This window comes from Suilimivivens aceti, from assembly GCF_025567405.1.
Lineage (GTDB): Bacteria > Bacillota > Clostridia > Lachnospirales > Lachnospiraceae > Suilimivivens > Suilimivivens aceti.
The window spans coordinates 152,596-174,587 of record NZ_JAOQKJ010000005.1 but is presented as its reverse complement, the minus strand read 5'-3'; the positions used below and the strand labels follow the sequence as shown (position 1 = coordinate 174,587).

18 protein-coding genes, 1 tRNA gene and 3 pseudogenes are annotated in these 21,992 nt (G+C 40.6%); 19 read left to right on the top strand and 3 right to left on the bottom strand.

The window, feature by feature from the left end; translation table 11 throughout:
• Position 1: 1 nt before the first annotated feature.
• The 19 genes and pseudogenes from OCV77_RS07415 (at position 2) to OCV77_RS07325 (ending at position 16,984) form a co-directional block, all read left to right on the top strand.
• Positions 2-1,054: an HD-GYP domain-containing protein gene (locus OCV77_RS07415; RefSeq protein ID WP_262574359.1), complete on the top strand. Its 1,053-nt coding sequence runs from the start codon at positions 2-4 to the stop codon at positions 1,052-1,054.
• A gap of 62 nt (positions 1,055-1,116) precedes the next feature.
• Positions 1,117-2,394 (top strand): serine--tRNA ligase, encoded by a 1,278-nt coding sequence (serS, locus tag OCV77_RS07410; RefSeq protein WP_262574358.1) that lies wholly within the window; start codon positions 1,117-1,119, stop codon positions 2,392-2,394.
• A gap of 28 nt (positions 2,395-2,422) precedes the next feature.
• Positions 2,423-3,322, top strand: coding sequence for a DUF3881 family protein (locus OCV77_RS07405; RefSeq protein WP_317246628.1), 900 nt, complete (start codon positions 2,423-2,425; stop codon positions 3,320-3,322).
• Between the two features lie 289 nt (positions 3,323-3,611).
• Positions 3,612-3,683 (top strand) — tRNA-Arg (locus OCV77_RS07400).
• 308 nt (positions 3,684-3,991) lie between these two features.
• Positions 3,992-4,300, top strand: a pseudogene (locus tag OCV77_RS07395) (ParB N-terminal domain-containing protein); the annotation flags it as partial.
• 25 nt (positions 4,301-4,325) lie between these two features.
• Positions 4,326-4,724: a hypothetical protein gene (locus OCV77_RS07390; RefSeq protein ID WP_262574354.1), complete on the top strand. Its 399-nt coding sequence runs from the start codon at positions 4,326-4,328 to the stop codon at positions 4,722-4,724.
• Positions 4,725-4,857: 133 nt separating this feature from the next.
• On the top strand, positions 4,858-5,835 hold the full coding sequence (gene bsh / locus OCV77_RS07385; RefSeq protein ID WP_262574352.1) for a choloylglycine hydrolase: 978 nt from the start codon (positions 4,858-4,860) through the stop codon (positions 5,833-5,835).
• Positions 5,836-5,873: 38 nt separating this feature from the next.
• Positions 5,874-6,554, top strand: a complete 681-nt coding sequence (locus OCV77_RS07380) for a GTP pyrophosphokinase (RefSeq protein WP_118771655.1) — start codon at positions 5,874-5,876, stop codon at positions 6,552-6,554.
• A 35-nt stretch (positions 6,555-6,589) separates the two neighbouring features.
• Positions 6,590-8,149 carry a cardiolipin synthase gene (gene cls / locus OCV77_RS07375; RefSeq protein ID WP_262574351.1) on the top strand — a complete coding sequence of 520 codons (1,560 nt, stop codon included), beginning with the start codon at positions 6,590-6,592 and terminating at the stop codon, positions 8,147-8,149.
• 198 nt (positions 8,150-8,347) lie between these two features.
• Positions 8,348-9,781 (top strand): phospholipase D family protein, encoded by a 1,434-nt coding sequence (locus OCV77_RS07370; RefSeq protein ID WP_262574350.1) that lies wholly within the window; start codon positions 8,348-8,350, stop codon positions 9,779-9,781.
• Complete coding sequence (locus tag OCV77_RS07365) at positions 9,760-10,470, top strand: response regulator transcription factor (protein ID WP_003693048.1); 711 nt, start codon at positions 9,760-9,762, stop codon at positions 10,468-10,470. Before OCV77_RS07370 ends, OCV77_RS07365 begins: the two co-directional genes overlap by 22 nt.
• Positions 10,470-11,513: a HAMP domain-containing sensor histidine kinase gene (locus tag OCV77_RS07360; protein ID WP_015559634.1), complete on the top strand. Its 1,044-nt coding sequence runs from the start codon at positions 10,470-10,472 to the stop codon at positions 11,511-11,513. Before OCV77_RS07365 ends, OCV77_RS07360 begins: the two co-directional genes overlap by 1 nt.
• A 31-nt stretch (positions 11,514-11,544) precedes the next feature.
• Positions 11,545-12,609 carry an FUSC family protein gene (locus OCV77_RS07355; RefSeq protein ID WP_117686676.1) on the top strand — a complete coding sequence of 355 codons (1,065 nt, stop codon included), beginning with the start codon at positions 11,545-11,547 and terminating at the stop codon, positions 12,607-12,609.
• Positions 12,599-13,171, top strand: a complete 573-nt coding sequence (locus tag OCV77_RS07350; RefSeq protein WP_008115839.1) for a CDP-alcohol phosphatidyltransferase family protein — start codon at positions 12,599-12,601, stop codon at positions 13,169-13,171. The genes OCV77_RS07355 and OCV77_RS07350 overlap by 11 nt, the downstream gene beginning before the upstream one ends.
• Positions 13,172-14,207: 1,036 nt before the next feature.
• Positions 14,208-14,477: pseudogene (locus tag OCV77_RS07345) on the top strand (ParB N-terminal domain-containing protein); the annotation flags it as partial.
• Between the two features lie 454 nt (positions 14,478-14,931).
• Positions 14,932-15,292 (top strand): annotated as a pseudogene (locus OCV77_RS07340) (site-specific integrase); the annotation flags it as partial.
• 165 nt (positions 15,293-15,457) lie between these two features.
• Positions 15,458-16,159, top strand: coding sequence for a DUF6088 family protein (locus OCV77_RS07335; protein ID WP_262574346.1), 702 nt, complete (start codon positions 15,458-15,460; stop codon positions 16,157-16,159).
• Positions 16,140-16,718 carry a nucleotidyl transferase AbiEii/AbiGii toxin family protein gene (locus OCV77_RS07330; protein WP_262574345.1) on the top strand — a complete coding sequence of 193 codons (579 nt, stop codon included), beginning with the start codon at positions 16,140-16,142 and terminating at the stop codon, positions 16,716-16,718. The genes OCV77_RS07335 and OCV77_RS07330 overlap by 20 nt, the downstream gene beginning before the upstream one ends.
• The gene (locus tag OCV77_RS07325; RefSeq protein WP_262574344.1) at positions 16,688-16,984 is read left to right on the top strand and encodes a hypothetical protein; all 297 of its coding nucleotides are present in this window, start codon (positions 16,688-16,690) and stop codon (positions 16,982-16,984) included. Before OCV77_RS07330 ends, OCV77_RS07325 begins: the two co-directional genes overlap by 31 nt.
• Before the next feature lie 269 nt (positions 16,985-17,253).
• On the opposite strand, the gene OCV77_RS07320 is transcribed toward OCV77_RS07325, so the two are convergent.
• Genes OCV77_RS07320 through OCV77_RS07310 form a run of 3 tightly spaced genes read right to left on the bottom strand, consistent with a single transcriptional unit; the run spans position 17,254 to position 21,915 of the window.
• Complete coding sequence (locus OCV77_RS07320; RefSeq protein WP_262574343.1) at positions 17,254-19,155, bottom strand: sensor histidine kinase; 1,902 nt, start codon at positions 19,153-19,155, stop codon at positions 17,254-17,256.
• 1 nt (position 19,156) lies between these two features.
• On the bottom strand, positions 19,157-21,190 hold the full coding sequence (locus OCV77_RS07315; protein WP_262574342.1) for a hypothetical protein: 2,034 nt from the start codon (positions 21,188-21,190) through the stop codon (positions 19,157-19,159).
• Positions 21,187-21,915 (bottom strand): LytR/AlgR family response regulator transcription factor, encoded by a 729-nt coding sequence (locus OCV77_RS07310; RefSeq protein ID WP_262574341.1) that lies wholly within the window; start codon positions 21,913-21,915, stop codon positions 21,187-21,189. Before OCV77_RS07310 ends, OCV77_RS07315 begins: the two co-directional genes overlap by 4 nt.
• Positions 21,916-21,992 lie beyond the last annotated feature (77 nt).

Below are 21,992 nucleotides of genomic sequence, written 5' to 3'. Positions count from 1 at the left end.
GATGAAGCTTTGTAAGATACAAGAATTAACAGGCGGAGAAATTCTGGCAAAGGATATTCTCACATCAGAACTTAAGGTACTTCTTTCAGCAGGGATTGTTTTGAGACCGGAGTATATTGCAAAAATAAACAGTCTGGGAATCACAGAGGTTTATATTGAGGAAAAGCTGGAAGAGAAGAATGAAGTGCTGCTTCTGAAGACGAGTCTGGAGAATGAGTTCCATGATAAAGTGAAGCATATCATGGAAAGACATTTGTATTCAAAAAATAAAGAACTGATGAAACTGTCTGAAACAGCAGATCATATTATTATGAGTGTGCTGGAAGAAAACAGGATCGTTGAAAAAATTTATGATATTAAGGAGAGAAGCTCAGATATCTATGAGCATTCAGTGAACGTATGTTCACTTGCAACACTTACAGCACTTCGGATGAAAATTGACAAAAGTACAGTTCATGATATTGCTGCCGGATGTCTTCTTCATGATATCGGACTTAGGTATCTTCCAATTAATTATGTAAACAGAAATGTTCATGAGATGACAGAAACGGAAGCAGCAGAATATCGAAAACATCCGGTGTATGGATATGTGGCACTGAAGGATGAGGATTGGATTTCAGGTCTGGTAAAACAGATCGTTCTTTATCATCATGAAAGAAAAGACAGAAATGGATTTCCAATCAGACCGGCAGAGGTTCGAAAGGAAATTGGAATTGTAAGTGTTTGTGATGTTTTTGATGAAATGATCTGTGGGATTGGCTATCGGAGAGAAAAGGTTTATCAGGCAGTAGAATATCTGAAGGCATATAGAGGAGTTTCTTTCGATTCAGATATCGTAGATATTTTTTTGGAGTTTGTAGCCGTTTACCCGGTAGGAAGCAAGGTTCTTCTGAATAATGGAAAGAGGGGAACAGTACTGAAGCAGAGTAAAGGGTTCCCGGATAGACCGGTGATCAGACTGGAAGCAAGCCAGGGTGATAATGGATCTGCAGAGGATAGAATCATAGATCTTACGCAGAAAACGAGCATTTTTGTAGAAAAAGTACTTGAATAAAAATAGGTTACATAATAACATTACAATATTAAAAGCGTATTTTATAGAGAGGAGTCTTTATTATGATAGACATCAAATTTTTAAGAGAAAATCCTGAGGCAGTGAAAGAAAATATCAAGAAGAAGTTTCAGGACAGTAAGCTTCCCCTTGTTGATGAAGTAATCGCTCTGGATGAGGAAAGCAGAAAGACAAAGCAGGAAGCAGATGACCTGAGAGCAAACAGAAATAAGCTCTCCAAGGAAATCGGAGCATTGATGGCACAGGGCAAGAAGGAGGAGGCCGAAGCCAGGAAGGCAGAGGTTGCTGCAGGTGCCAGGAGACTGGTAGAACTGGAAGAGAAAGAAAAGAAACTGGAAGAAAAGGTAACAAAGATCATGATGGTAATTCCCAATATCATCGATCCCAGTGTTCCAATCGGTAAGGATGATACGGAAAATGTTGAAATTACCAGATACGGTGAGCCTGTTGTTCCTGATTTTGAAATTCCATATCATACAGAAATCATGGAAAGATTTAATGGTATTGATCTTGACAGTGCGAGAAAGGTAGCCGGAAACGGATTCTATTATCTGATGGGTGATATCGCAAGATTACATTCGGCAGTAATTTCTTATGCAAGAGATTTTATGATTGGCAGAGGATTTACTTATTGTGTACCTCCCTTCATGATCAGAAGCAATGTAGTAACCGGTGTCATGAGCTTTGCAGAAATGGATGCCATGATGTATAAGATCGAAGGTGAGGATCTTTATCTGATCGGAACCAGTGAACATTCCATGATCGGTAAGTTTATCGATACTATCGTTCCCGAGGCAGAGCTTCCCAAGACACTTACCAGTTATTCACCCTGCTTCAGAAAAGAAAAGGGAGCACATGGTATTGAAGAAAGAGGCGTTTACAGGATCCATCAGTTTGAGAAGCAGGAAATGATTGTTGTCTGCAAGCCGGAGGATTCTGCAATGTGGTTTGATAAGCTGTGGCAGAATACTGTAGATCTGTTCCGTTCCATGGATATTCCGGTAAGAACTATTGAGTGCTGTTCCGGAGATCTGGCAGATCTGAAGGTGAAGTCCTATGACGTAGAAGCATGGTCACCCAGACAGCAGAAGTATTTTGAAGTAGGAAGCTGTTCTAATCTTGGTGATGCACAGGCAAGAAGACTGAAGATCAGAGTAAATGGCGAAAACGGAAAGTATTTTGCACATACATTAAATAATACAGTGGTTGCTCCTCCGAGAATGCTGATCGCATTTCTGGAGAATAATCTTCAGGCAGATGGAAGCGTGAAGATTCCTGAAGTTCTTCAGCCTTACATGGGTGGTATGAAGGAAATCAGATAAATTAAAGACTGATTAAAGAAAATGGGAGGTGAAATTCTTGCATAAATATCTGAGAGCGATTGGCTTCAGCAAAATAAAAGACAGGAAAGAACTGCAGAAGATCCTGACAGATATTGTGGTGAACGGAACAGACAGAGCATATACTTCCAACGGAGAAAAGACGCTTCTTGCTGTTTTTGGCATGGATTTTGCCGAGAGGATGGGAATAGCAGTCTGTGGAGAATTCGATGAAGATGACAGGTTCACATTTGACTACTATTTCCCCTACTTTAAAGGGAACATGATCAGTTCAGAGGAAGATGTGACTGTAGAGCGGCATGCTGCGCAGGAAAGCTATGCCGGAGTCTGCGATGATGTAAAGATCGGCGTTTCTTTGATCTTCTATTTGCAGAATATGGTTACTTATATCAAAGTCCAGAATGCCGGGATGCTGCCTGTCCAAGGAACGACACTGACACTTTCTGCGCTTTCCACGCATGGGGTGATCATGATGCCCCTGATGAAAACAGAAAAGGATCTGATCAAAAACAGAAATACATCGATCAACAGAAGCCAGCTTATTAATGCTGCCAGAAAAGGTGACGAAGAAGCGATTGAAAGTCTGACTCTGGAGGATATGGACACTTATACGACCATTTCCAGGAGAATTCAGCAGGAAGATGTATTCAGTCTGGTTGATACCTATTTCATGCCCTATGGCGTGGAATGTGACCAGTATTCTATCCTGGCAGAGATCGTGGACTGCAATCTGGTTAAAAATAAGCTGACCGGAGAAGAAATCTATCAGATGACCCTGAATTGTAATGATCTTATTTTTGAGATGTGCATCAATCAGGAAGATCTCTATGGAGAACCAGCAGTAGGACGGCGGTTCAAGGGTATGATCTGGATGCAGGGCTATATTAATTTCCCAAATGAAAATGTGTAGAGAATGTGTGTAGTGGCGAAATTACTGTTGCGAGCGGTTCATAAATATGCTAAACTAAAAAGGTATGAAAATGTTCCCATAGTTAAATGGATATAACAAGCGCCTCCTAAGGTAGAACCATGGCGGAACCCTTTTGAAGAAAAAGGGTAGCGTTTGAGGGTCACTTAAGGAAGCGAAATCTGAAAAATCAGAAGAGATAAGAAAGAGATAATTCATCACGAAAGTGTTGGAGTTATAAATGATGGCAGCCGGAGCCAAAGGGTCGAAAAAGCCCGGAAATACGGCATTTGTTCTCGTAGTTAAATGGATATAACAATAGCCTCCTAAGCTGTAATTGTGGGTTCGATTCCCGCCGGGAACATCAGTTCGAAGCAGTAATGATTGAAATAGTCATTGCTGCTTTTTTTGTATCTTGGGTGGAAATTTCCACCCGGAATTGAAAAAACAGAAGGATTTCATCCACCCAAAATAAGATTTTGCCACCCATTTGAAAATTATGATTTTCCACCCGGATGTGTGGCATATGGCGTAGGGAAGAAAAAGGGTTGTCAATGGATGTAAATTTGGTTTTCTTGTCTGTACGATTCAGACCTGAGAAAGATAGATGCTCAGATTAGATGTAACAAGTCTAGTCTGGGCATTTTTTGTCCAGGAGAAAAGGAGGATTACATGGAAGTACGAAAAGAAGATCAAAGAGATCCAGATGAGAAAGTCGTTGAGATAGAGATTGAACGGCTCAGGGACTTTAAAAATCATCCATTCAAGGTACAGGCAGACAGTCAGATGAAAGAGTTACAGGAATCCATCAAGAAATATGGGATTCTTAATCCTCTGATTGTAAGACCGAGACCGGAAGGATTTTATGAAATCATTTCAGGTCACAGAAGAAAGTATGCAGCACAGCAACTGAAATATACAAAGGTCCCTGTCATTATCAGATATATGATTGAGGAGGATGCCATTATTTCAATGGTAGATAGAAAATTCGTAGGAGAATGGGAACATGGACAAAAAGAATGATTACATACAGTTACCGCCAATGAAAAAAGATACCTCAGCGGATGTGGTCTCATTTATTTGGGAGTATATGAAACTTCCGGAAGACGTGCGCAATAAAGTAAAGTCAGAGATGGATGAGATCCATGAGCACTGCAGGGACAGTGAATTTCAGAAGCCAGATCTGTATGATATCGTTTCCAAAGAAGAGGTAGCAGGATTAGAGCAGAGTATGCAAAAGATATTCGCTGATATCATCACAGAGGTCAGCAGCATTGCCTGCTGGGTGTATGTGGAGAAATATGTGCATCATAAATCTTTGCAGGAAATGCTGGCAGAACGGAAGGATGTAGATAAGTTTATTTTTGCAGTAGATACATGGTTTGAAAAACTGATGGAGAAATAATCTAGGAAAATAGTTTAAAGTTTACATGTTATGATCATGTATGAAGTTGGAACAAAATAAAGATTGTGCTATACTATTGTTCAAGAAAAAAACTCATTGACATATTTCAATCTATTTAGGAGGATAAACGATCATGTGTACAGCAGCAACTTATAAAACAAAAGATTTTTACTTTGGACGAACCCTCGATTATGAATTCTCTTATGGTGATCAGATAGTAATTACACCACGTAATTATGCGTTTAATTTTCGCCATGTTGGCGATATGAAAAATCATTATGCAATTATTGGAATGGCTCATGTTGCAGAGGATTATCCTTTGTATTATGATGCTATGAATGAAAAAGGAGTGGCAATGGCAGGACTGAATTTTGTCGGAAATGCTGTTTATGCCGCGATTAAGCCAGATGTGGAAAATATTGCACAGTTTGAATTTATTCCGTGGATTTTAAGTCAGTGTTCTTCTTTAGTTGAAGTTCGCGAGCTTCTTGAACGAATTAATATTGTTAATACTCCTTTCAGCGAGCAATTCCCATTAGCACAATTACACTGGATCATTTCTGATGAGAATGAGTCAATTACGGTAGAATCTATGTCAGATGGTTTACATATTTATGACAATCCAGTAGGAGTGCTTACGAATAATCCGCCATTTCCACAGCAGATGTTTCAACTAAATAATTATATGTATTTATCTCCTAAACAGCCCAGAAATACTTTCTGCGAGAATTTGGCTCTTGATGCATATAGTAGAGGTATGGGAGGATTAGGTCTTCCGGGAGATCTCTCATCTTCCTCACGCTTTGTACGTGTAGCTTTTACAAAGGTAAATGCAATTTCAGGTGAATCAGAGGAAGAAAGCGTTAGCCAATTCTTCCACATTCTCGGATCTGTGGATCAGCAACGAGGATGTTGCGAAGTAGCGGATGGAAAATATGAAATCACATTGTATACGTCGTGTTGTAATGTTACAAAAGGTATTTATTATTACAATACTTATGAAAACCATCAGATCAGTGCAGTAGATATGCATGTAGAAAATCTGGATAGTGATAAAATGATTTGTTATCCAGTAATTCAAGGAGAACGAATCAACTATCAAAATAAATAATGTTTTGAAATCAGGGATGAGGTAGAAAGGAAAGTTCCATGACAAAAGATGAAGTAAAAAAACTCAGGATGGACAGTCCGGAATCACTACAGTTTTTAAATAATGCTACAAAATTTTATAATTTAATGATGATGTATCGTTGTGCTATTCGGGAGATACAAACTAAACTTGAGGTTTTGGATGATGAATTTTCAGCTGAGAACAATCGAAATCCTATTTCTTTTATAAAAACAAGAATTAAGAAGCCCAATAGTATTTACGATAAACTGCAGAAGATGGGATATGAATTTACAACAGAAAATATACAGACATATCTCAATGATGTAGCAGGCGTTCGAATAGTTTGTGCGTTTATTGACGATATTTATATGATATCAGATTTGATTACCCAACAGGATGATATTAAAGTTATTGAAATAAAAGATTATATAAAAAATCCAAAATCGAATGGTTATCGAAGCTATCATATGATTGTTGAAATACCAGTATTTTTTGCTAAGGGTAAAACACCTATGCGTGTAGAATTACAGATTCGAACCAATGGTATGGATTTCTGGGCAACATTGGAACATCAACTTCGCTATAAAAAAGGAATTGAAGAAATGCCTGGCTATAATGAGATAAGTGAAGAATTACTTCATTCTGCAAGAGCTATCATTGAAGCAGATAACGAAATGCAGAGAATAAAAGATAAAATTGGTATGTTCCACGAAATTTAGGGAGAAAACTGAGCAAGTAGGAAGGTGGAATATATATGAAACAAGATACTTTAGAGGGCAAAGCAAAAACAAAAAATGGGGTAAAACGGCTGTGTTTTTCCATAATCTGCATTCTTCTGGAAGTGATTTTTATTATTACTATCGTAACACGCTTGAATGAATATGCAGAAATCATAAATTTATTTACCAGAATTTTAAGTGGAATCTTAGTTTTGAGATTGTATGCGTCAGATAAGACATCTTCTATGAAAATGCCTTGGGTCATTTTAATTCTGATTTTCCCAATTATGGGTGTAGGCCTGTATTTATTGATTGGCTTGAATGGTGGCACGCATAAAATGCGTGAGCGATATACAGAAATTGATAGCAAATTGTTACCAATGCTTCCAGACAATCAGGAGTGTTTAAGCAGAATAAAAGAAAAGATTCCGAAAGCAGGAAATATTGCAAGTTACATACAAAGAAATTCGTGGTATCCAATCTATCAGAATACGGATATCAAGTATTTTGATGAAGCAGTGAAGGGATTAGAGGCACAGCTTGAAGAACTTGCGAAAGCACAAAAGTTTATCTTCATGGAATATCATGCGATAGAAGATGCTGAAGCTTGGCATAAGATTCAAGATGTTCTGGAAGAGAGAGTAAAAGCCGGTGTGGAAGTCAGGGTATTCTATGATGATATGGGGTCTATAGGTTTTATTAACACAGATTTTGTAAAAAAGATGGAGGCAATAGGAATTCATTGCCGTGTATTCAATCCGTTTGTGCCAGGTTTAAATCTGTTTTTGAACAATCGTGATCATAGAAAAATAACAGTTATTGATGGAAAAGTCGGATTTACAGGTGGATATAATCTAGCAAACGAATATTTTAATTACACACACCCGTATGGACAGTGGAAAGATACAGGTATTCGTTTAGAAGGAGATGCTGTTCAGTCGCTTACGGTGACATTTTTAGAAATGTGGAATGCTGTTAATGAAAAAGCTACGAATGATACTGATTTTAGCAAATACATTATTCATTACGATTATAAAGCACAGCAAACAGGTTTTGTTCAGCCTTATGCAGACAGTCCTATGGATAATGAGCAGGTCGGAGAAGAAGTTTATATCAGTATGATAAATAAGGCCGAAAATTACTGTTGGTTTATGACACCATATCTAATTATAACAGACGAAATGACACATGCGTTATGTCTGGCTGCTAAGCGAGGGGTAGACGTAAGAATTATCACACCTGGTATCCCTGATAAAAAATTCATTTATAATATAACTCGTTCTTTTTATCATGGATTAGTTAAACATGGTGTTCGTGTTTATGAGTGGACTCCTGGTTTCTGTCATGCAAAAATGAGTGTGGCAGATGACTGTATGGCAACTTGTGGAACAATTAATCTGGATTATCGAAGTTTATATCACCATTTTGAAAACGGCTGTTTTATGGCAGATTGTCAGGCAGTTGTGGAAATAAAAAATGATCTGATAAGAACGATGGGAGAATGTCGTGATGTGACAGACCAATATCAAACCGGACGAAGTGCATATTTGCGACTGGGACAATTATTTATGAGATTATTTGCTGGATTGCTATAAGAATCTGATGAAACGACCTTTCAAAAAACAGTTGATTTAGAAGTTAACTGTTTTTGAAAGGCCGTTTTTGCTATATCTAACAGTCTGTTGTACAAAGAAGATTTTGCATGGATGAAAAAAACAAACCTTGTTGAGGTTAAATTGAGATTGACTTTGTATTGTATAAGTATGAAATAAAAAGGAATCAGGTGATGTACAATGAAAAAGTATAAAATATGTAAAATCCTTCTTGTTATACTGGCAATTTTTTTATGTGTGGCTTTTTATGAATTGCTTGGAATCTGCGTTGCATATAAAAAGCAGCCGGAAGTGTCCGATACAACCAAAAAAGAAACAAAAAATGGGTCATGGAACGAATGCAGTGAAAATACAGAACGGGCAGTAATCATAGAAAAGAATCCAGAAGCGCTTTTACAAAGAGTGCGTTTGATCAAGAATGCAAAAAAGGAAATTATTCTTTCTACTTTTGCATTTCAATCCGATGAAAGTGGGAAATTGATTTTAGGAGCACTGCATGATGCGGCAGACAGAGGTGTACATATTCGTCTGTTAGTAGATGGAATGGAGAGCTGGATTGATATGGAAGGAAATCCGTATTTCTATGGATTATCTTCCCATGAGAATGTTGAAATTAAACTGTATAATAAGGCCAATCCGTTGAAACCATGGAAGATGATGGGTAGAATGCATGATAAATATTTGATTGCAGATGGAAAGAGATATATTCTTGGGGGAAGAAATACATACAATTATTTCTTGGGTGATTTTCCGGGACATAAGAACTATGACAGAGACGTGTTAGTGGTTTGCGATGAACCTGAGAAAGAAAATTCAGTTAACCAGTTGTTAGAGTATTTTGAAACGATATGGGAACAAGAAGACAGTGGTTATTTTCATGACAATAAAAAACTGGCAAATAGAAAATCTGTAAAGAACGCAGTTTTAGAGCTGCAGAACGGCTATCAGAAATATTTTGAAGAGAATAAGGAAAGAATCTGCGATACCGATTACACGGACGAAACTTTTGAGACAGAAAAGATTGCATTAGTGTCAAATCCTATTCACACAGGTTCCAAAGAACCAGTAGTGTGGTATCAGTTGGGAGAATTGATGAAAAATGCAAAAAATCGTGTGAAGATCCACACGCCATATATTATCTGTAATGATATGATGTATAATACATGGGAGGAGATTGCAGAGAACGTTTCAGATTTTTCTATCATGACAAATTCAGTTGCGAATAATGGGAATCCATTTGGGGCTGCCGATTATGCGAAAAACAGAAATAGAATCTTAAGTACAGGAATTAATATCTGGGAATATGAAGGCGGTTATTCATACCACGGAAAAAGTATTCTGATTGACGATGATCTGTCTGTAATCGGTTCCTTTAATATGGACATGAGAAGTGCATATCTGGATACGGAACTGATGCTTGTAATTCGCAGTAAAGATATTAATAAACAGTTGGAAGAGGGCATGATGGAATATGAAAGAGTGTCCCGCCAGGTATTGGAAGATGGAACCTATCGTGATCCATATCATGTAGAGCCAATCGAATTAACAAAGAAACGTCAGAGAAAAATATTTTTGGTACAGCATCTGCTTGGATGGGCAAGGTATCTGTTTTAATAAGGAGGAAGGAAAACGTGTTTCAAATATTGATTGTAGAAGATGATAAAGAATTAAGCCAGCTATTCCAAAAAGTGCTTGAGAAGAATGGATATCAGGTCAAAAGTGCATCGGATGGAGCACAGGCATTAGAAGTATTGGATAAGGAATATATTGATCTGATCATTTCTGATATTATGATGCCGGTTATGGATGGCTATGAACTGGTGTCAGAACTTCGTTCAGCAGGATATCAGATACCAGTGCTTATGATCACTGCGAAAGGTTCCTTTGATGATATGCGTCAGGGATTTCTTTCGGGAAGTGACGATTATATGGTAAAACCGGTAAATGTGAATGAAATGGTTTTAAGAGTTGGAGCACTGCTTCGCCGTGCACAGATACTGAATGAACACAAAATTGTGATCGGTTCAACAGAGTTTGATTATGATGCAATGACGGTTACAACTGATAAGGAAAGTCTTGTTTTGCCTAAAAAAGAATTCCTGCTTTTATATAAGCTTGCAGCTTCGCCAGGCAGAACATTTACAAAACAACAGTTGATGGATGAAGTATGGGGATACGAGACGGAGGCAGACCCACATACGATAGAGGTACATATAGGAAGAATCAGAGAGCGTTTTAAAGATAACCCTGATTTTGAAATCGTAACAATGCGTGGAATTGGATACAAGGTGGTGAAAAAATAATGGAACAAAAGAAAGAAAAAGGATTGCGGATCCGATCCTGTCTGACTGGTGCAATCTGGCTGGCACTTGTATTTTCAACAGTCATATCTGCTTTATTATTTGCTTTTTTGAATCATTTTTTTAATCTGCCGGGCAGCATACCTGTGCTTGGCTGGCTTTTGATTTTCAATACATTGATTGCAGGGCTGATCACTTCCTTTATTAATGCAAAGTTACTGGAACCAATTACTAGGCTTAGTAAAGCAATGAAGGAAGTTTCTCGGGGAGATTTTGAACAGCATTTGGAAACGAACAGCCGTATAGCAGAAGTTGGAGAATCTTATCAAAGTTTTAACGTTATGACAAAAGAACTTCGTGCAACAGAGGTGCTGCAGATGGATTTTGTATCTAATGTTTCTCATGAGTTTAAGACCCCGATTAATGCCATTGAAGGATATACAATGCTGCTTCAGGGAGAAGAACTGTCTCCGGATCAAGAGGAATATGTAGAAAAAATCTTATTTAACACCCAAAGACTTTCCGGATTGGTTGGTAATATTTTGCTGTTATCCAAGTTAGAGAATCAGAATATACCAATGAAAAAAACAGAATATCGTCTGGATGAACAGATCCGCCAGGCATTTCTTTCATTGGAAACAAAATGGACAGAAAAAGAAATTGGTTTTCAGGTAGAATTGGAGGAAGTTAAATATACTGGGAATGAAGGACTTTTTATGCATATCTGGATAAATCTTTTGGATAATGCGATTAAGTTCAGCCCTTCAAAGGGGACAATTACGATGTTTCTGAAACAAGAACAGGATTCTGTTAAGTTCATTCTGGAAGATGAAGGACCAGGAATAGAGGATGATGTAAAATCCAGAATATTTGACAAGTTCTATCAAGTAGATGGATCTCATAAAGCAGAAGGAAATGGCCTAGGTCTTGCACTTGTAAAACGGATTGTAGATAGTGCCGGAGGAACAATCAAAGCAGAAAACCGTGAATATGGTGGATGCAGATTTGTTGTAGAGCTTCCAATACAGAAAGATGAGGCCATATAAGTTTAAGAAAAACAGATAGAGGAGGAATTACATGACATTTTATCAGGAATTGCAGTTAAATCAGGCAGGTTCTAAAAATCTGTTGAAAAAGAGTGAAACAGTGAAAGAAAAATCATATCATATACTGGTATATTTGGTAAAGATAGCTGTTACAATGGCATTTTGTTTTTTATTTGTTACTATTTTCAGTATCTTATTTGGAAATGAGAATAGTATTGTGGGTGTAGTAGTTTTATTATGCCTTATGGTATTTCGGAATGCGGATCTGGGGATCCACACCGGACAATCTACGATGCTTTTGGCTTTGTTCTTTGTAATTATGACTGTATGTCCGCATTTAGCAAATCAGTTTTCACCGGTATTGGGAATGCTGTTAAATATTGCGGCACTGGCTGTGTTGATTCTGTTCGGATGCCATAATCCATTCATGTTTAATCAATCTACATTGGTTCTTGGGTATCTGCTGCTATATGGTTATGATGTTACGGGAAAAAGCTATCAGATGCGATTAGTCGGAATGGCTTTAGGTGCAGCACTTACCTGCTTCGTATTTTATCGAAATCATAAAAACAGAACTTATAAAAGAAATCTGAAAGATCTGATACAAGAATTTGATATCACTTCTTCCAGAACAAAATGGCAGATATGTCAGATTTTATGCGTACCGATCGTCCTTTGCATTGCAGAACTTTGTAATATGCCACGTGCAATGTGGGCTGGTATTGCGGCCATGTCCACGATTTTGCCGTTTATGGAAGATATGCACTACAGAGTCCGTAAAAGGATTGTCGGAAATATTGCAGGTGTTATATGTTTTACAGTATTATATTTTCTGCTTCCTTCGTCAATCTATGCATATATAGGAATTCTTGGTGGAATCGGTGTAGGATTTTCAGCACAATATGGCTGGCAGGCAGTATTTAACACATTTGGTGCTTTAGCCATTGCTGCAGAGACTTATGGACTACAAGGAGCGGTTAGTCTTAGAGTGATTCAAAATGTTTTTGGTGTTGTGTTTGCTTTAGCATTTTGTGTTATATTTTATTGGTTTATGTCTAAAAAAAAGGAAAGTGATGTGACCGTACATGCAGAGTGAAGTGAATCAGGAAGAAAATTTGAATAGAATTATTACGGTTCCTAATCTTCTTTCTTTTTTTCGGCTTTGTCTGATTCCGGTAATTATATGGAGTTATTGTGTAAAGAAAAATCCTCTGTTAGCTGGTGAAATCTTATTGCTGTCTGGTCTTACGGATCTTGCTGATGGATATATCGCAAGAAGATTCCATAGGATTAGTAATTTAGGAAAAATACTTGATCCGGTGGCTGATAAGTTGACACAGGCAGCGATGTTAATCTGTCTGTTTACTCGTTTTCCGCATATGCTTCTTTTAATCGTAATAATGGCAGGTAAGGAGCTGTATATGGTAGTCAGTGGATGTCTTGTGATACGAAAGACAGGAAAAGTACATGGTGCAGACTGGCATGGAAAGATAGTAACCTTTTTATTATATGGAACTGCAGCGGTGCATATTATATGGTTCCACATTACACCGATGGTATCAGATCTGTTGATTGGTTTGTGCGCTATAATGATGGTCATATCGGTCGCTCTGTATATTATCCAGAATACCAGGACTCTTAAGGGAGAGACTGTATAAGCAATTTTATATTGCAATGACTAGAAAAATATTTAGGAGAATATTGATGAGATAAAGAAGGATAAAAACTTAACCTGGATAGAATCAGAACAGATAATTTTTGCATGGCTGGATAAAGACAATCAGGTTACTCCGTTAACGGACGAGCAATTAAATCCGGTATGGAAAATACTAAATTACGAAACAGGGAAATATGAATCTGTTCAGAAACACTTCCGAGTATTTGAAGTGTAGAAGTTTTGTGATACAAAGTGTAAACGTAAGAAAAAATAATACATTTGCGGTCAATTTGTTATCGACAGTTGACCGCAAGCACGGTATAATAGACATAGATCTAATAAGAAAACCAAATAATCATTACTGTAAAATGTCAGGTAATGGTAGTCATCATTTATAATTGGAAGGAACAGGTTGGCTTTACCCTAATGGTGGAAAATCCACCATTTATCCACCCAAACTATAATCTCTCAGATGAAAATAGGCTTTCTTATCTTTTCAGAAATTGACAGAAAAAGCAGTAAAATCAAGGCTTTGAATGACTTTGATTGACATAGAATGCAAGCTGTTTTCTGTACCAGGATGAACTCCTAAGACTCTATTGTAGGTTCGATTCCTATAGGAGACGCTCATTTTTAGCGGTAATGAAGATAGTTTCATTGCCGCTTTTTTCATGCAGAATTGCAATTTCAGTGACAAATTTGTCAGCGAAACAAGGCAGAAAAGACTGATTTTGTCAGCGGGGATAGATGCTTGTCACCGATTCATATTTTTAGGTCTGTCACCCAAAGGGATTAACTACAGTGTAGGATGAGTTTTGGAGTGTAAAATTAGGAAAAACAGTGAGACAAAACACTATATTCTTGCCTGTGATATCAGGCCTGTCGGAAGAGTCCGCTCAGATTAGATAAATACAATCTATTCTGGACGGGCTTTTTTGCGTGAGCAATGAGTCAAGGTCCAAGCTTGCTTGAGACTTTGACGAATGCCGTGACAACGAGCGAGCATCGCGAGTGCGTTCAGGGAAAGGAAGTTGCCTATGGAAGAAAAGAAGGAATTGCTGGATCAGGATGAAAGAGTTGTAGAGATTGAGCTGGAAAGACTTCGGGGATTTGTAAACCATCCATTCAAGGTTCAGGCGGACAGTCAGATGATTGAATTGCAGGAGAGTATTAAGAAGTATGGAATATTAAATCCTCTGATAGTCAGACCGAGGCAGGATGGGACTTATGAGATTATATCGGGCCACAGAAGAAAATTTGCAGCTGAAAAGATTGGTTATCGTAAGGTACCTGTGATCATTCGCGTATAACATACGCATAGAGATAGGTATGTGTTATACTGTGAAAAGAAACTTACAAATCTATGCTTGTGTTTATATTAACCGCCGCAATGGATGTGGTGTTTTTAGAAAGTGAAACAGCAAAGCAGTTGCTTGGCTACGATTTTACGAAAAGCACCGATAGAGCCTCATATCGTTAAATTGGCTTGAAATCAATAAATGCCACGCAAAGTAGCGGAAAAAACCGAAATGTAATCCCGGCTTGCTTGTAATGCAAAATTCACTTTCCTATACTTAAATCTGTTGACGAGCACAAGTCGAATAATGTGTGCAGCTTCGTATCAAGTGAAGCAATCAATAAGTTTAATAAATAAGGAGCATTCCTGTAATTCAGAAATAATACCAATTGAATAAAAAAACCTCAAGGTATGATTGAGTTGGTCTTCCAATTGGAGACAGCTATCTGCGTGATCAGATGCAGAAGGTTATTGATGAACAGGGACTGCCGGATGTGGTTTTTCATAGTCTCCGACATACAAGTGTCACATACAAGCTGAAGCTTAGTGGTGGAGACATCAAAGCGGTCCAGGGCGATTCCGGACATGGTGACGGGGGTATATGGCCATATCATTGACGAAGACAGGCGAAGGAATGCACAGAGAATGGAGGATGCGTTTTATAACAGGGAAAATCTTAATCCTCAGATGAAGGGTGCAGATGCTGATCAGACAGCAAACACGGTGGCTGTTCCGGAAGGGGTGGATGCGGAACTTTTGATGAAGGTTCTGAGAAATCCGGAGATGACGGCTTTGCTGACGAGCCTGGCGAAGAGATTGAATTAAAAACAGGTCAGAGATTCGATTCTGCATTAGTGGCGGGATCATGATGCTGTATAAATTAGCTATCAACAGGGTAAGATATTATTACAGTTGCTAACGATCAAGTAAAATTGAATTCTACTTGACATATCGGAAAGTTGACATATAATGAGATTGAGGAGGTGTCGTATGAATAGCTATGCAAAGTATATTGAAACTGTGATCGAACAGGAGCCTGAGAACAAGCTTTTGGAAGCAAGTATTTTATATCAAAAATCGTTCGGCACTGTTCCTGAAATGACCTACTATAAAACATTGGAAAGAATGAGCAAACAAGGTTCCCTTGTACATCTTACCAAGGGTCTTTATTACAGACCAAAGAAATCTCGCTTTGGAACAATTCCAATCAGTGAAAAAGAGATTATTGGTCACTATACGAACAATGGCCGGGGAATTGTAATTGGCTACAGACTTTACAATCAAAAGGGCTTAACAACACAGATAAGCAAACGGGTTGAGGTTCTTTCTTCTGCTGTTACAGAACAAAAGAAAAATATCCAAAATATTTGTGTGACAAACAGTGGGATTGATTTGACGCAGGAGACGATTCCGGTAATTGAAACTATGGAGATTCTTCAGAACTATAAGTCCATTGAAGATATCAGAAAATCTGCATTAGCAGCATATATGAGAGAATTTGCGACGGAATACTCTGATACTGCGGCGGTGTTTGTCCTGAAAAATCGGAAGTATAAGAAATCTACGATTGCATTTCTGGAGCGCTTTCTGAATTATCTTGGTGTTGAAAACACATTGCACCAGTTTTTATCAGCCCTCTCATCGTATGCAATTCCAGAAATGGAGGAATTTTATGAACCTGCACGAGCATAAAGAAGAATTTGAAGAACTGATTGCCATTGTAGCAGATTATATAGGAGTTCCTGCTGATGCGGTTCGCAGGGATTACTATATTGTTCAAATGATGCAAAACCTTCAAAACAGCGAATACGCCGAAGTTTGTGTGTTTAAGGGAGGAACTTCTCTCAGCAAATGTTATCCAGGATCTATCAATCGTTTTTCCGAAGATATTGATCTGACATTCATACCTGTAGAAGATATGACTAATAAGAAATACAGCAAGGCTTTGAAACGAGTTGAAGATACTATCTCAGCCGGTTTTTTGATGGAGAAAATTGAAGATGAACGTAATGACCGAAACAAAAGTGCATTTGTTTGGCCTGAAAATGAAAGCAAGGAAACCTGCCGGGTAAAACTGGAGATTGGTTCTAGTGTAAGACCGGATCCTTTTTCAAAGAGAAGCATGAAAACTTATATTCAGGAATATCTCGAAGAGAAAGGCATGCAATCTGCGGAACTCTTCCAAGAAAAGTGCGTCACATATATGATGTTACGGTACTTTTGGATCGCAGTGACATTCAGGATTTCCTGAATAATACCGAACGGCTGAAGCAGCTTCTAAAGCTCACAAAAGAAACGGACAGCTTCTATCTTCAGAAACGTAATATTTCTGAAGATTATGATCCGTTGGGGGCATATGCCTTTGAAAACTGGAAACAGTATTTCAACGATGAAATTCGTAGAAGATATGAAACTCTTCATGAAGATCTGCTCTACACATCCAATCGGCAGAGCTTTGAAAAAGCAATTCAGGCATTTGAATTTATCAGTAACCTGTTTGCTTCCATAGGTGAATAGGTTATTAAAAATCTACAATAAAAAGCCAGATACTGAAAAGCAGTGTCTGGCTTTTTCCTTGGTTCTCCTATCGGAGACAGCCACCTGCGTGATCAAATGCAGAAGGTTATTGATGAACAGGGACTGCCTGATGTGGTATTTCATATTTTATTCTGCTTTGGATATACTAATATTGGAATAGAAAAGTGCGAAAGGTTGCAAAAATCTATTTCAAAGTCCATCCATCAGGTCTTGCCTATGTTATCTGAATGCGCCTCAAAATACAGTTTTTACATCTGTATTGTAACTCCAACAAGAAAGGATTCCTCACCGGGAACAAGATCGAGATCATCGCCATGGCCTTCAATGATTTTTCGGACAGAGGAAAGCCCGATTCCATGATCAGCGGATGCGCCCTTTCGGGAGAGGAATGTTTTTCCCTCCTGAAAGGCTAGCCCGTCGTAAGTGTTTTCAATCTTCAAAAAGTACATATTGCCTCTGGTTTCGCCGGCAACTAAAATGCGGCGCACTCCCTGATTTTGGCGGCTACATGCCTCAACGGCATTGTCCAAAAGATTGCCCAGCACCGTACACAGTTCCACATCGGTAAGCGGCATCTGATCGGGAAGATCGAGCCGCACCTGAAATTCTGTCCCTTGTATCTGCGCCATGCCGTAGTAGTATTCAATCAGCGCATTTACGACGGGATTTTTGCAGAACGCAACATAGGAGTGACCCGATGACACCGCAACCTGTTCCTCTACCTGTAACAGGAAGGAGCAGATCTCCGTCTGCCCACGTTCAGAGGCCATGCGGTCTATGGTGTGCAGATGGTGTTTGATGTCGTGAATCAGCCTTCTGTTTTCTGCCGCTGCTTCAGAAACCTGACGGCTGTATTCGGTCTGCATAGAAAGCTGACGGACGACCTGCTTGCGTTCTTCCTGAAAAATCAGGCTGTTTCCATACCCCTCTACCACATCGCGCCAGAGGGAATAACCGATGGCGGCTGCTATGAAAAAGCTGCCCCATTCCACAAACCAACCGCCGATAACCGGCTCATAAACCGGCAGAAGGCGATCCCATATAAAGGCGCAGGTTGCGGCTGCCGCAGCATAGAAGATCGGCCTGCTCCGTTTTTCTCCTCTGTGAATGGCAAGCACAGCGATGATAAATAGATAGAGCGCAGATGCCGCCTTATAACAAAAGACCGATGCAGAGAAAAAGCGAATCGCTCCAAGGGAGAGATGGGAAGCCATCATGCCATACAAAAACGCATATACCAGGAAGGCAGCGCCCACTCCATTACTGATGGCCGCAGGCAGGAAGCCCGGCCTGCATATCCGGTTTTGCAGAACCACAATCAGCCAGGTAACCAGATAGATACAGAACAGTTCAATCGTGTACCAGGGGAATATGGGAACAGCAGCCAGCATATGAAGCACAGGATAGGATGACAGGCCGCACATGGCAAGGCAGATCAGTCCGAACAGGAATGTATTTTTCTGTTTCATCCGGCGGCTGAAATAAAAGGACAGCAGCGCACAGACAAAGGTAACCGTACAGCCAAAAAGGCAGAATGCAAACCGGATTCCTCTGGTTGTATTTACCGCCAGCATCGTTCCGAAAGCAGGCGGATAAACAATCCCTCCGTAAAAGTGGTCATAGTTGCTGACCGCTATGGTGAGTGTGACCGGTTTTCCGCCATGAAAAGTGACCATGCGGTTTTGAACCAATGGTGTCCCATGTGCAGGTTCCCCCATTTGCAGGATCAGGTCTTGATCCAGATAAAGGTTGTAAGCAGAAAACACTTCCGGGATTTCCAGTGCATACACTTCCTTCCGTTCCGGCAGAAAGAATGTCATCTGGTAAGTCCCGCAGCCATAGGGAGAAGGGCTTGCAGGACTGGAAAAATTGGTCTGCTCTCCGATGGAAAGGTAGCGCATATAATGGCTTTCATCCCGTATTTCTTCCGGGGTCAAAAGCGCGTCAGGATAAAATGCCCAGCCGGATACCAGAAAGCGCACCGGTGACTTTTGAAGTTCTTCCTCAGAAAGCGCCAGAATCCCATTTGCCGCCTGGATTGTGTCCTGACCATATTTATTATTGAACTGATACAGGCCAAGAAAAAACAGGGATGAGCACAGGCAGACCATACATAAGGCAGCATATTTTTTTACCACAGAAGATACCATCTTATTTTCGCCTCCTCCTTAGGAAAAATTTACCGGCAGACAGAAGAACCAGACAGACCGGAATGAAAAAGAATATGGGCGACCAGCTGTGCTCTGTGTCGGCAGCATGTGCCAGGGAAGCGGTATCTTCCTTTCCCACAATGGTGTAAGTCCCTGTATGGCTGATCTGAAAGGAAGCGGCTTTCGCCGTATCGTCGTAACCGGTCATGGGGATTTCCACGCCGCTTTCATCACAAAGGAACAATGTGCCGGCTGCCGGGTCATTTGGACAGGGCAGCATGACAGAAACATCCGGCAGGGAGTTGAGCACAGTTCCGTTGATGGAAAACGAAAAAGAAAAACCGCCATCCGTATCCTTTTGGATGATGACTTCAATCTGATCTTTGTTTTGGATACCCTCCGGCAAGGCGTCTTTGGGTATGCTGATGGTGATTCCCTGTTTGGAAAAGACGGCTCTTTGCTCCCCTGTTTGCAGCATCATCAAAAAGCGTGTGCCGGAAATCCGGTCAGTGGTTTCATCGAAGAACTCTGAAAAAGCAGAGTTTTGGGAATCTGCGACTTCCTGGGGAACGGTTATAACGCTTTGCACTGAATCTTTCCTGTTTTCTGAAAGCTTCAAGGCAGGATTGGGAGCGGTAAGCTCTGAAGCGCCGACAATCGTCTGCACTTCAGGGGGCTGCGTCAAAGTGGTATCTTCCTCTGGCTGACCTGATATAACGGGCGCTTCGATTTCCGGTATAGTCGGTTCATCGGAATCCGTTCCACCGCCATTTGTTGCGGGTGGTTTTGAAGGCTTCGTGGAGGGCCTGTCTGCAAAACCATCATCCTGATCGTCGGTATCTTCAGGAGGCGGCTGAATGATGGTATCGGGTGGATTTCCGCCTGCATCCCCTCCATCCCGGTCGCCTTCATGATACCCTTCAAGGACAATTTCATCTGCGTAGGTCAAGGACAGGATACCAGTCTGTCCACCGCCATAATCAACCTGAAGGCGGTAGCTGCTGCCCGGTGCCAGCAGACGGGTGGCAATCGAGAGCATTTCCCGCCCCACGTAAATGCCATTTTCCAGACGGTTCCATGAACCGTTGTTTTCGGACAGCCATACGCTGATCTTATCCAGATTTCCCGGAGGTGCAACCCAGGGAAAATGAAGATTTCCTCTGGCGGCCAGAAAACAGTTAATGTCTGGTCTATCCGGAGCCTGAACAGAAACAGGAATTGTAATTTCAGGGAAATCGACACGATCCGCAAATACGGTATTTTTCGGTGCGATCAGCCTTCCTGTTGCATGGTACAGTCCCACAGTATTCAGATCAATACACGAAAAATCCCATTCCACCACAGCGGTGTAGCTGGTTCCGTTCTCCGCATAGCATTCCAGATAATACGGGGAGGCGGCGAATAATTCTTCCAGCGCTTCAACTTCGCTGCCCTGTGGGAGCGCAAATGCATTTGTATAAGGATACCATTGCTCTATGGAGGTAATGACAGCAGGCGTCATTTCTTCTACCCGGACGGGAATCTGCAGCTCCTGCAATACAGCTTCACCAAAGGCATACCCCTCCGGCAGTTCAATCCGGCCTGCTGCGGCATATTCTCCCGGAGTGGTCTGGTCAATGGCTGAAAAATCCCATGCGACAGAAAATGTTTCCTGCCGGATTTCTTCACCGGCTGTTACAGTGGCGCAAACGGTCTGATACTGAAGGGCCAGCTGATAAATTTCCTCCAGGTCATCATCAGACGGTGTGGTTCTAAGGGGCAGGGTAAAAGCCGGCAGGGAGAGCAGTTCGCCTTCATTTTGTATTTCCGTGACAAGGACGAGGGGTATTTCTTCCGATGCTTCCGGTGTTTCCGGGGTTCCGCTATCCAGTGCCCCTGAAGCTTTGTTTTCTAAACCCGGCGGATTCTCCCTTCTTTCATTGGCGTTGGCTGGGGTTGCAGTTCCAGCGGCAAATGCGGGGATACTGCCGGTCAAGCAGAGGAGGCAGGCCAGACAGCCCCCCAGAATACGCCTGCGTATTTGTTTCATTCTCATACGATACGCCCCATTCCAGAGAAAACATACTGACGGTAGGTTTCCCGCAGCTGTTTTCCATTGCGGAGAGCAATCGGAAGTGCCTCCCCGTTTATCAAACGGAAGGTTTGGCTGTCAACATGGCTGATATAATCCATGTTGATTAAAACGCCCCGGTAGCAGGGCAAAAAACGCTTGTCCTTCTGCAATGCGGCAGTGACCTCCTGAAAACCTCCGCTTACCGGTATCACGCGTTCCGCCGTATGAATCCGTGTCATACGGTTTTGATAATCTATGTATAGAATTTTCTCTGTGGGAAGTTCCAGCTTTTGACGGTCAGCCATAACCGAAAGTGTCATCACTTCATAGGGCGGTTTTAGCTGGCACAGCTCCATCGCTTCTTCAAAATCTGCCTGATGGAGCGAAAGCGGCTTCAGCAGATAATAGCTGGCGGACAGGCTGTACCCCATCCGGGCATAATCTTCTGTAATGGTCAGAAAAACGATCTTACAGAGCCTGTTTTTCTGGCGCAGCCTTCTGGCGGCTTCCATTCCATCCATGTTCTCCATATAGATGTCCATAAAGACAAGCTGAAAATTGACCTGGGCGGCAGCTTTCAGAAAATTCTCTCCGTCCTCAAATTCTGTCAGCGTATAGTCCAGCTGATGCTTTTTCATATAATTTTCCAGGCAGGCAGACAGTTCTTCTCTGTCCTCTGCTCTGTCATCCACAATCGCAATCTGCATCGTGCCATCTCCTTTGCACAATAATCCAATATTAGTATAACATAAAACCGCAGGAAAAAACTTGCGTCTTAAACAGG

What these genes read in the sequence shown, in the direction of transcription:
- OCV77_RS07415 (WP_262574359.1), top strand. Translation starts at nt 2, where the DNA reads ATGAAGCTTTGTAAGATACAAGAATTAACAGGCGGAGAAATTCTGGCA.
- serS (WP_262574358.1), top strand. Translation starts at nt 1,117, where the DNA reads ATGATAGACATCAAATTTTTAAGAGAAAATCCTGAGGCAGTGAAAGAA.
- OCV77_RS07390 (WP_262574354.1), top strand. Translation starts at nt 4,326, where the DNA reads ATGGACAAAAAGAATGATTACATACAGTTACCGCCAATGAAAAAAGAT.
- bsh (WP_262574352.1), top strand. Translation starts at nt 4,858, where the DNA reads ATGTGTACAGCAGCAACTTATAAAACAAAAGATTTTTACTTTGGACGA.
- OCV77_RS07380 (WP_118771655.1), top strand. Translation starts at nt 5,874, where the DNA reads ATGACAAAAGATGAAGTAAAAAAACTCAGGATGGACAGTCCGGAATCA.
- cls (WP_262574351.1), top strand. Translation starts at nt 6,590, where the DNA reads ATGAAACAAGATACTTTAGAGGGCAAAGCAAAAACAAAAAATGGGGTA.
- OCV77_RS07370 (WP_262574350.1), top strand. Translation starts at nt 8,348, where the DNA reads ATGAAAAAGTATAAAATATGTAAAATCCTTCTTGTTATACTGGCAATT.
- OCV77_RS07365 (WP_003693048.1), top strand. Translation starts at nt 9,760, where the DNA reads ATGGGCAAGGTATCTGTTTTAATAAGGAGGAAGGAAAACGTGTTTCAA.
- OCV77_RS07360 (WP_015559634.1), top strand. Translation starts at nt 10,470, where the DNA reads ATGGAACAAAAGAAAGAAAAAGGATTGCGGATCCGATCCTGTCTGACT.
- OCV77_RS07355 (WP_117686676.1), top strand. Translation starts at nt 11,545, where the DNA reads ATGACATTTTATCAGGAATTGCAGTTAAATCAGGCAGGTTCTAAAAAT.
- OCV77_RS07350 (WP_008115839.1), top strand. Translation starts at nt 12,599, where the DNA reads ATGCAGAGTGAAGTGAATCAGGAAGAAAATTTGAATAGAATTATTACG.
- OCV77_RS07335 (WP_262574346.1), top strand. Translation starts at nt 15,458, where the DNA reads ATGAATAGCTATGCAAAGTATATTGAAACTGTGATCGAACAGGAGCCT.
- OCV77_RS07330 (WP_262574345.1), top strand. Translation starts at nt 16,140, where the DNA reads ATGAACCTGCACGAGCATAAAGAAGAATTTGAAGAACTGATTGCCATT.
- OCV77_RS07320 (WP_262574343.1), bottom strand. Translation starts at nt 19,155, where the DNA reads ATGGTATCTTCTGTGGTAAAAAAATATGCTGCCTTATGTATGGTCTGC.
- OCV77_RS07315 (WP_262574342.1), bottom strand. Translation starts at nt 21,190, where the DNA reads ATGAGAATGAAACAAATACGCAGGCGTATTCTGGGGGGCTGTCTGGCC.
- OCV77_RS07310 (WP_262574341.1), bottom strand. Translation starts at nt 21,915, where the DNA reads ATGCAGATTGCGATTGTGGATGACAGAGCAGAGGACAGAGAAGAACTG.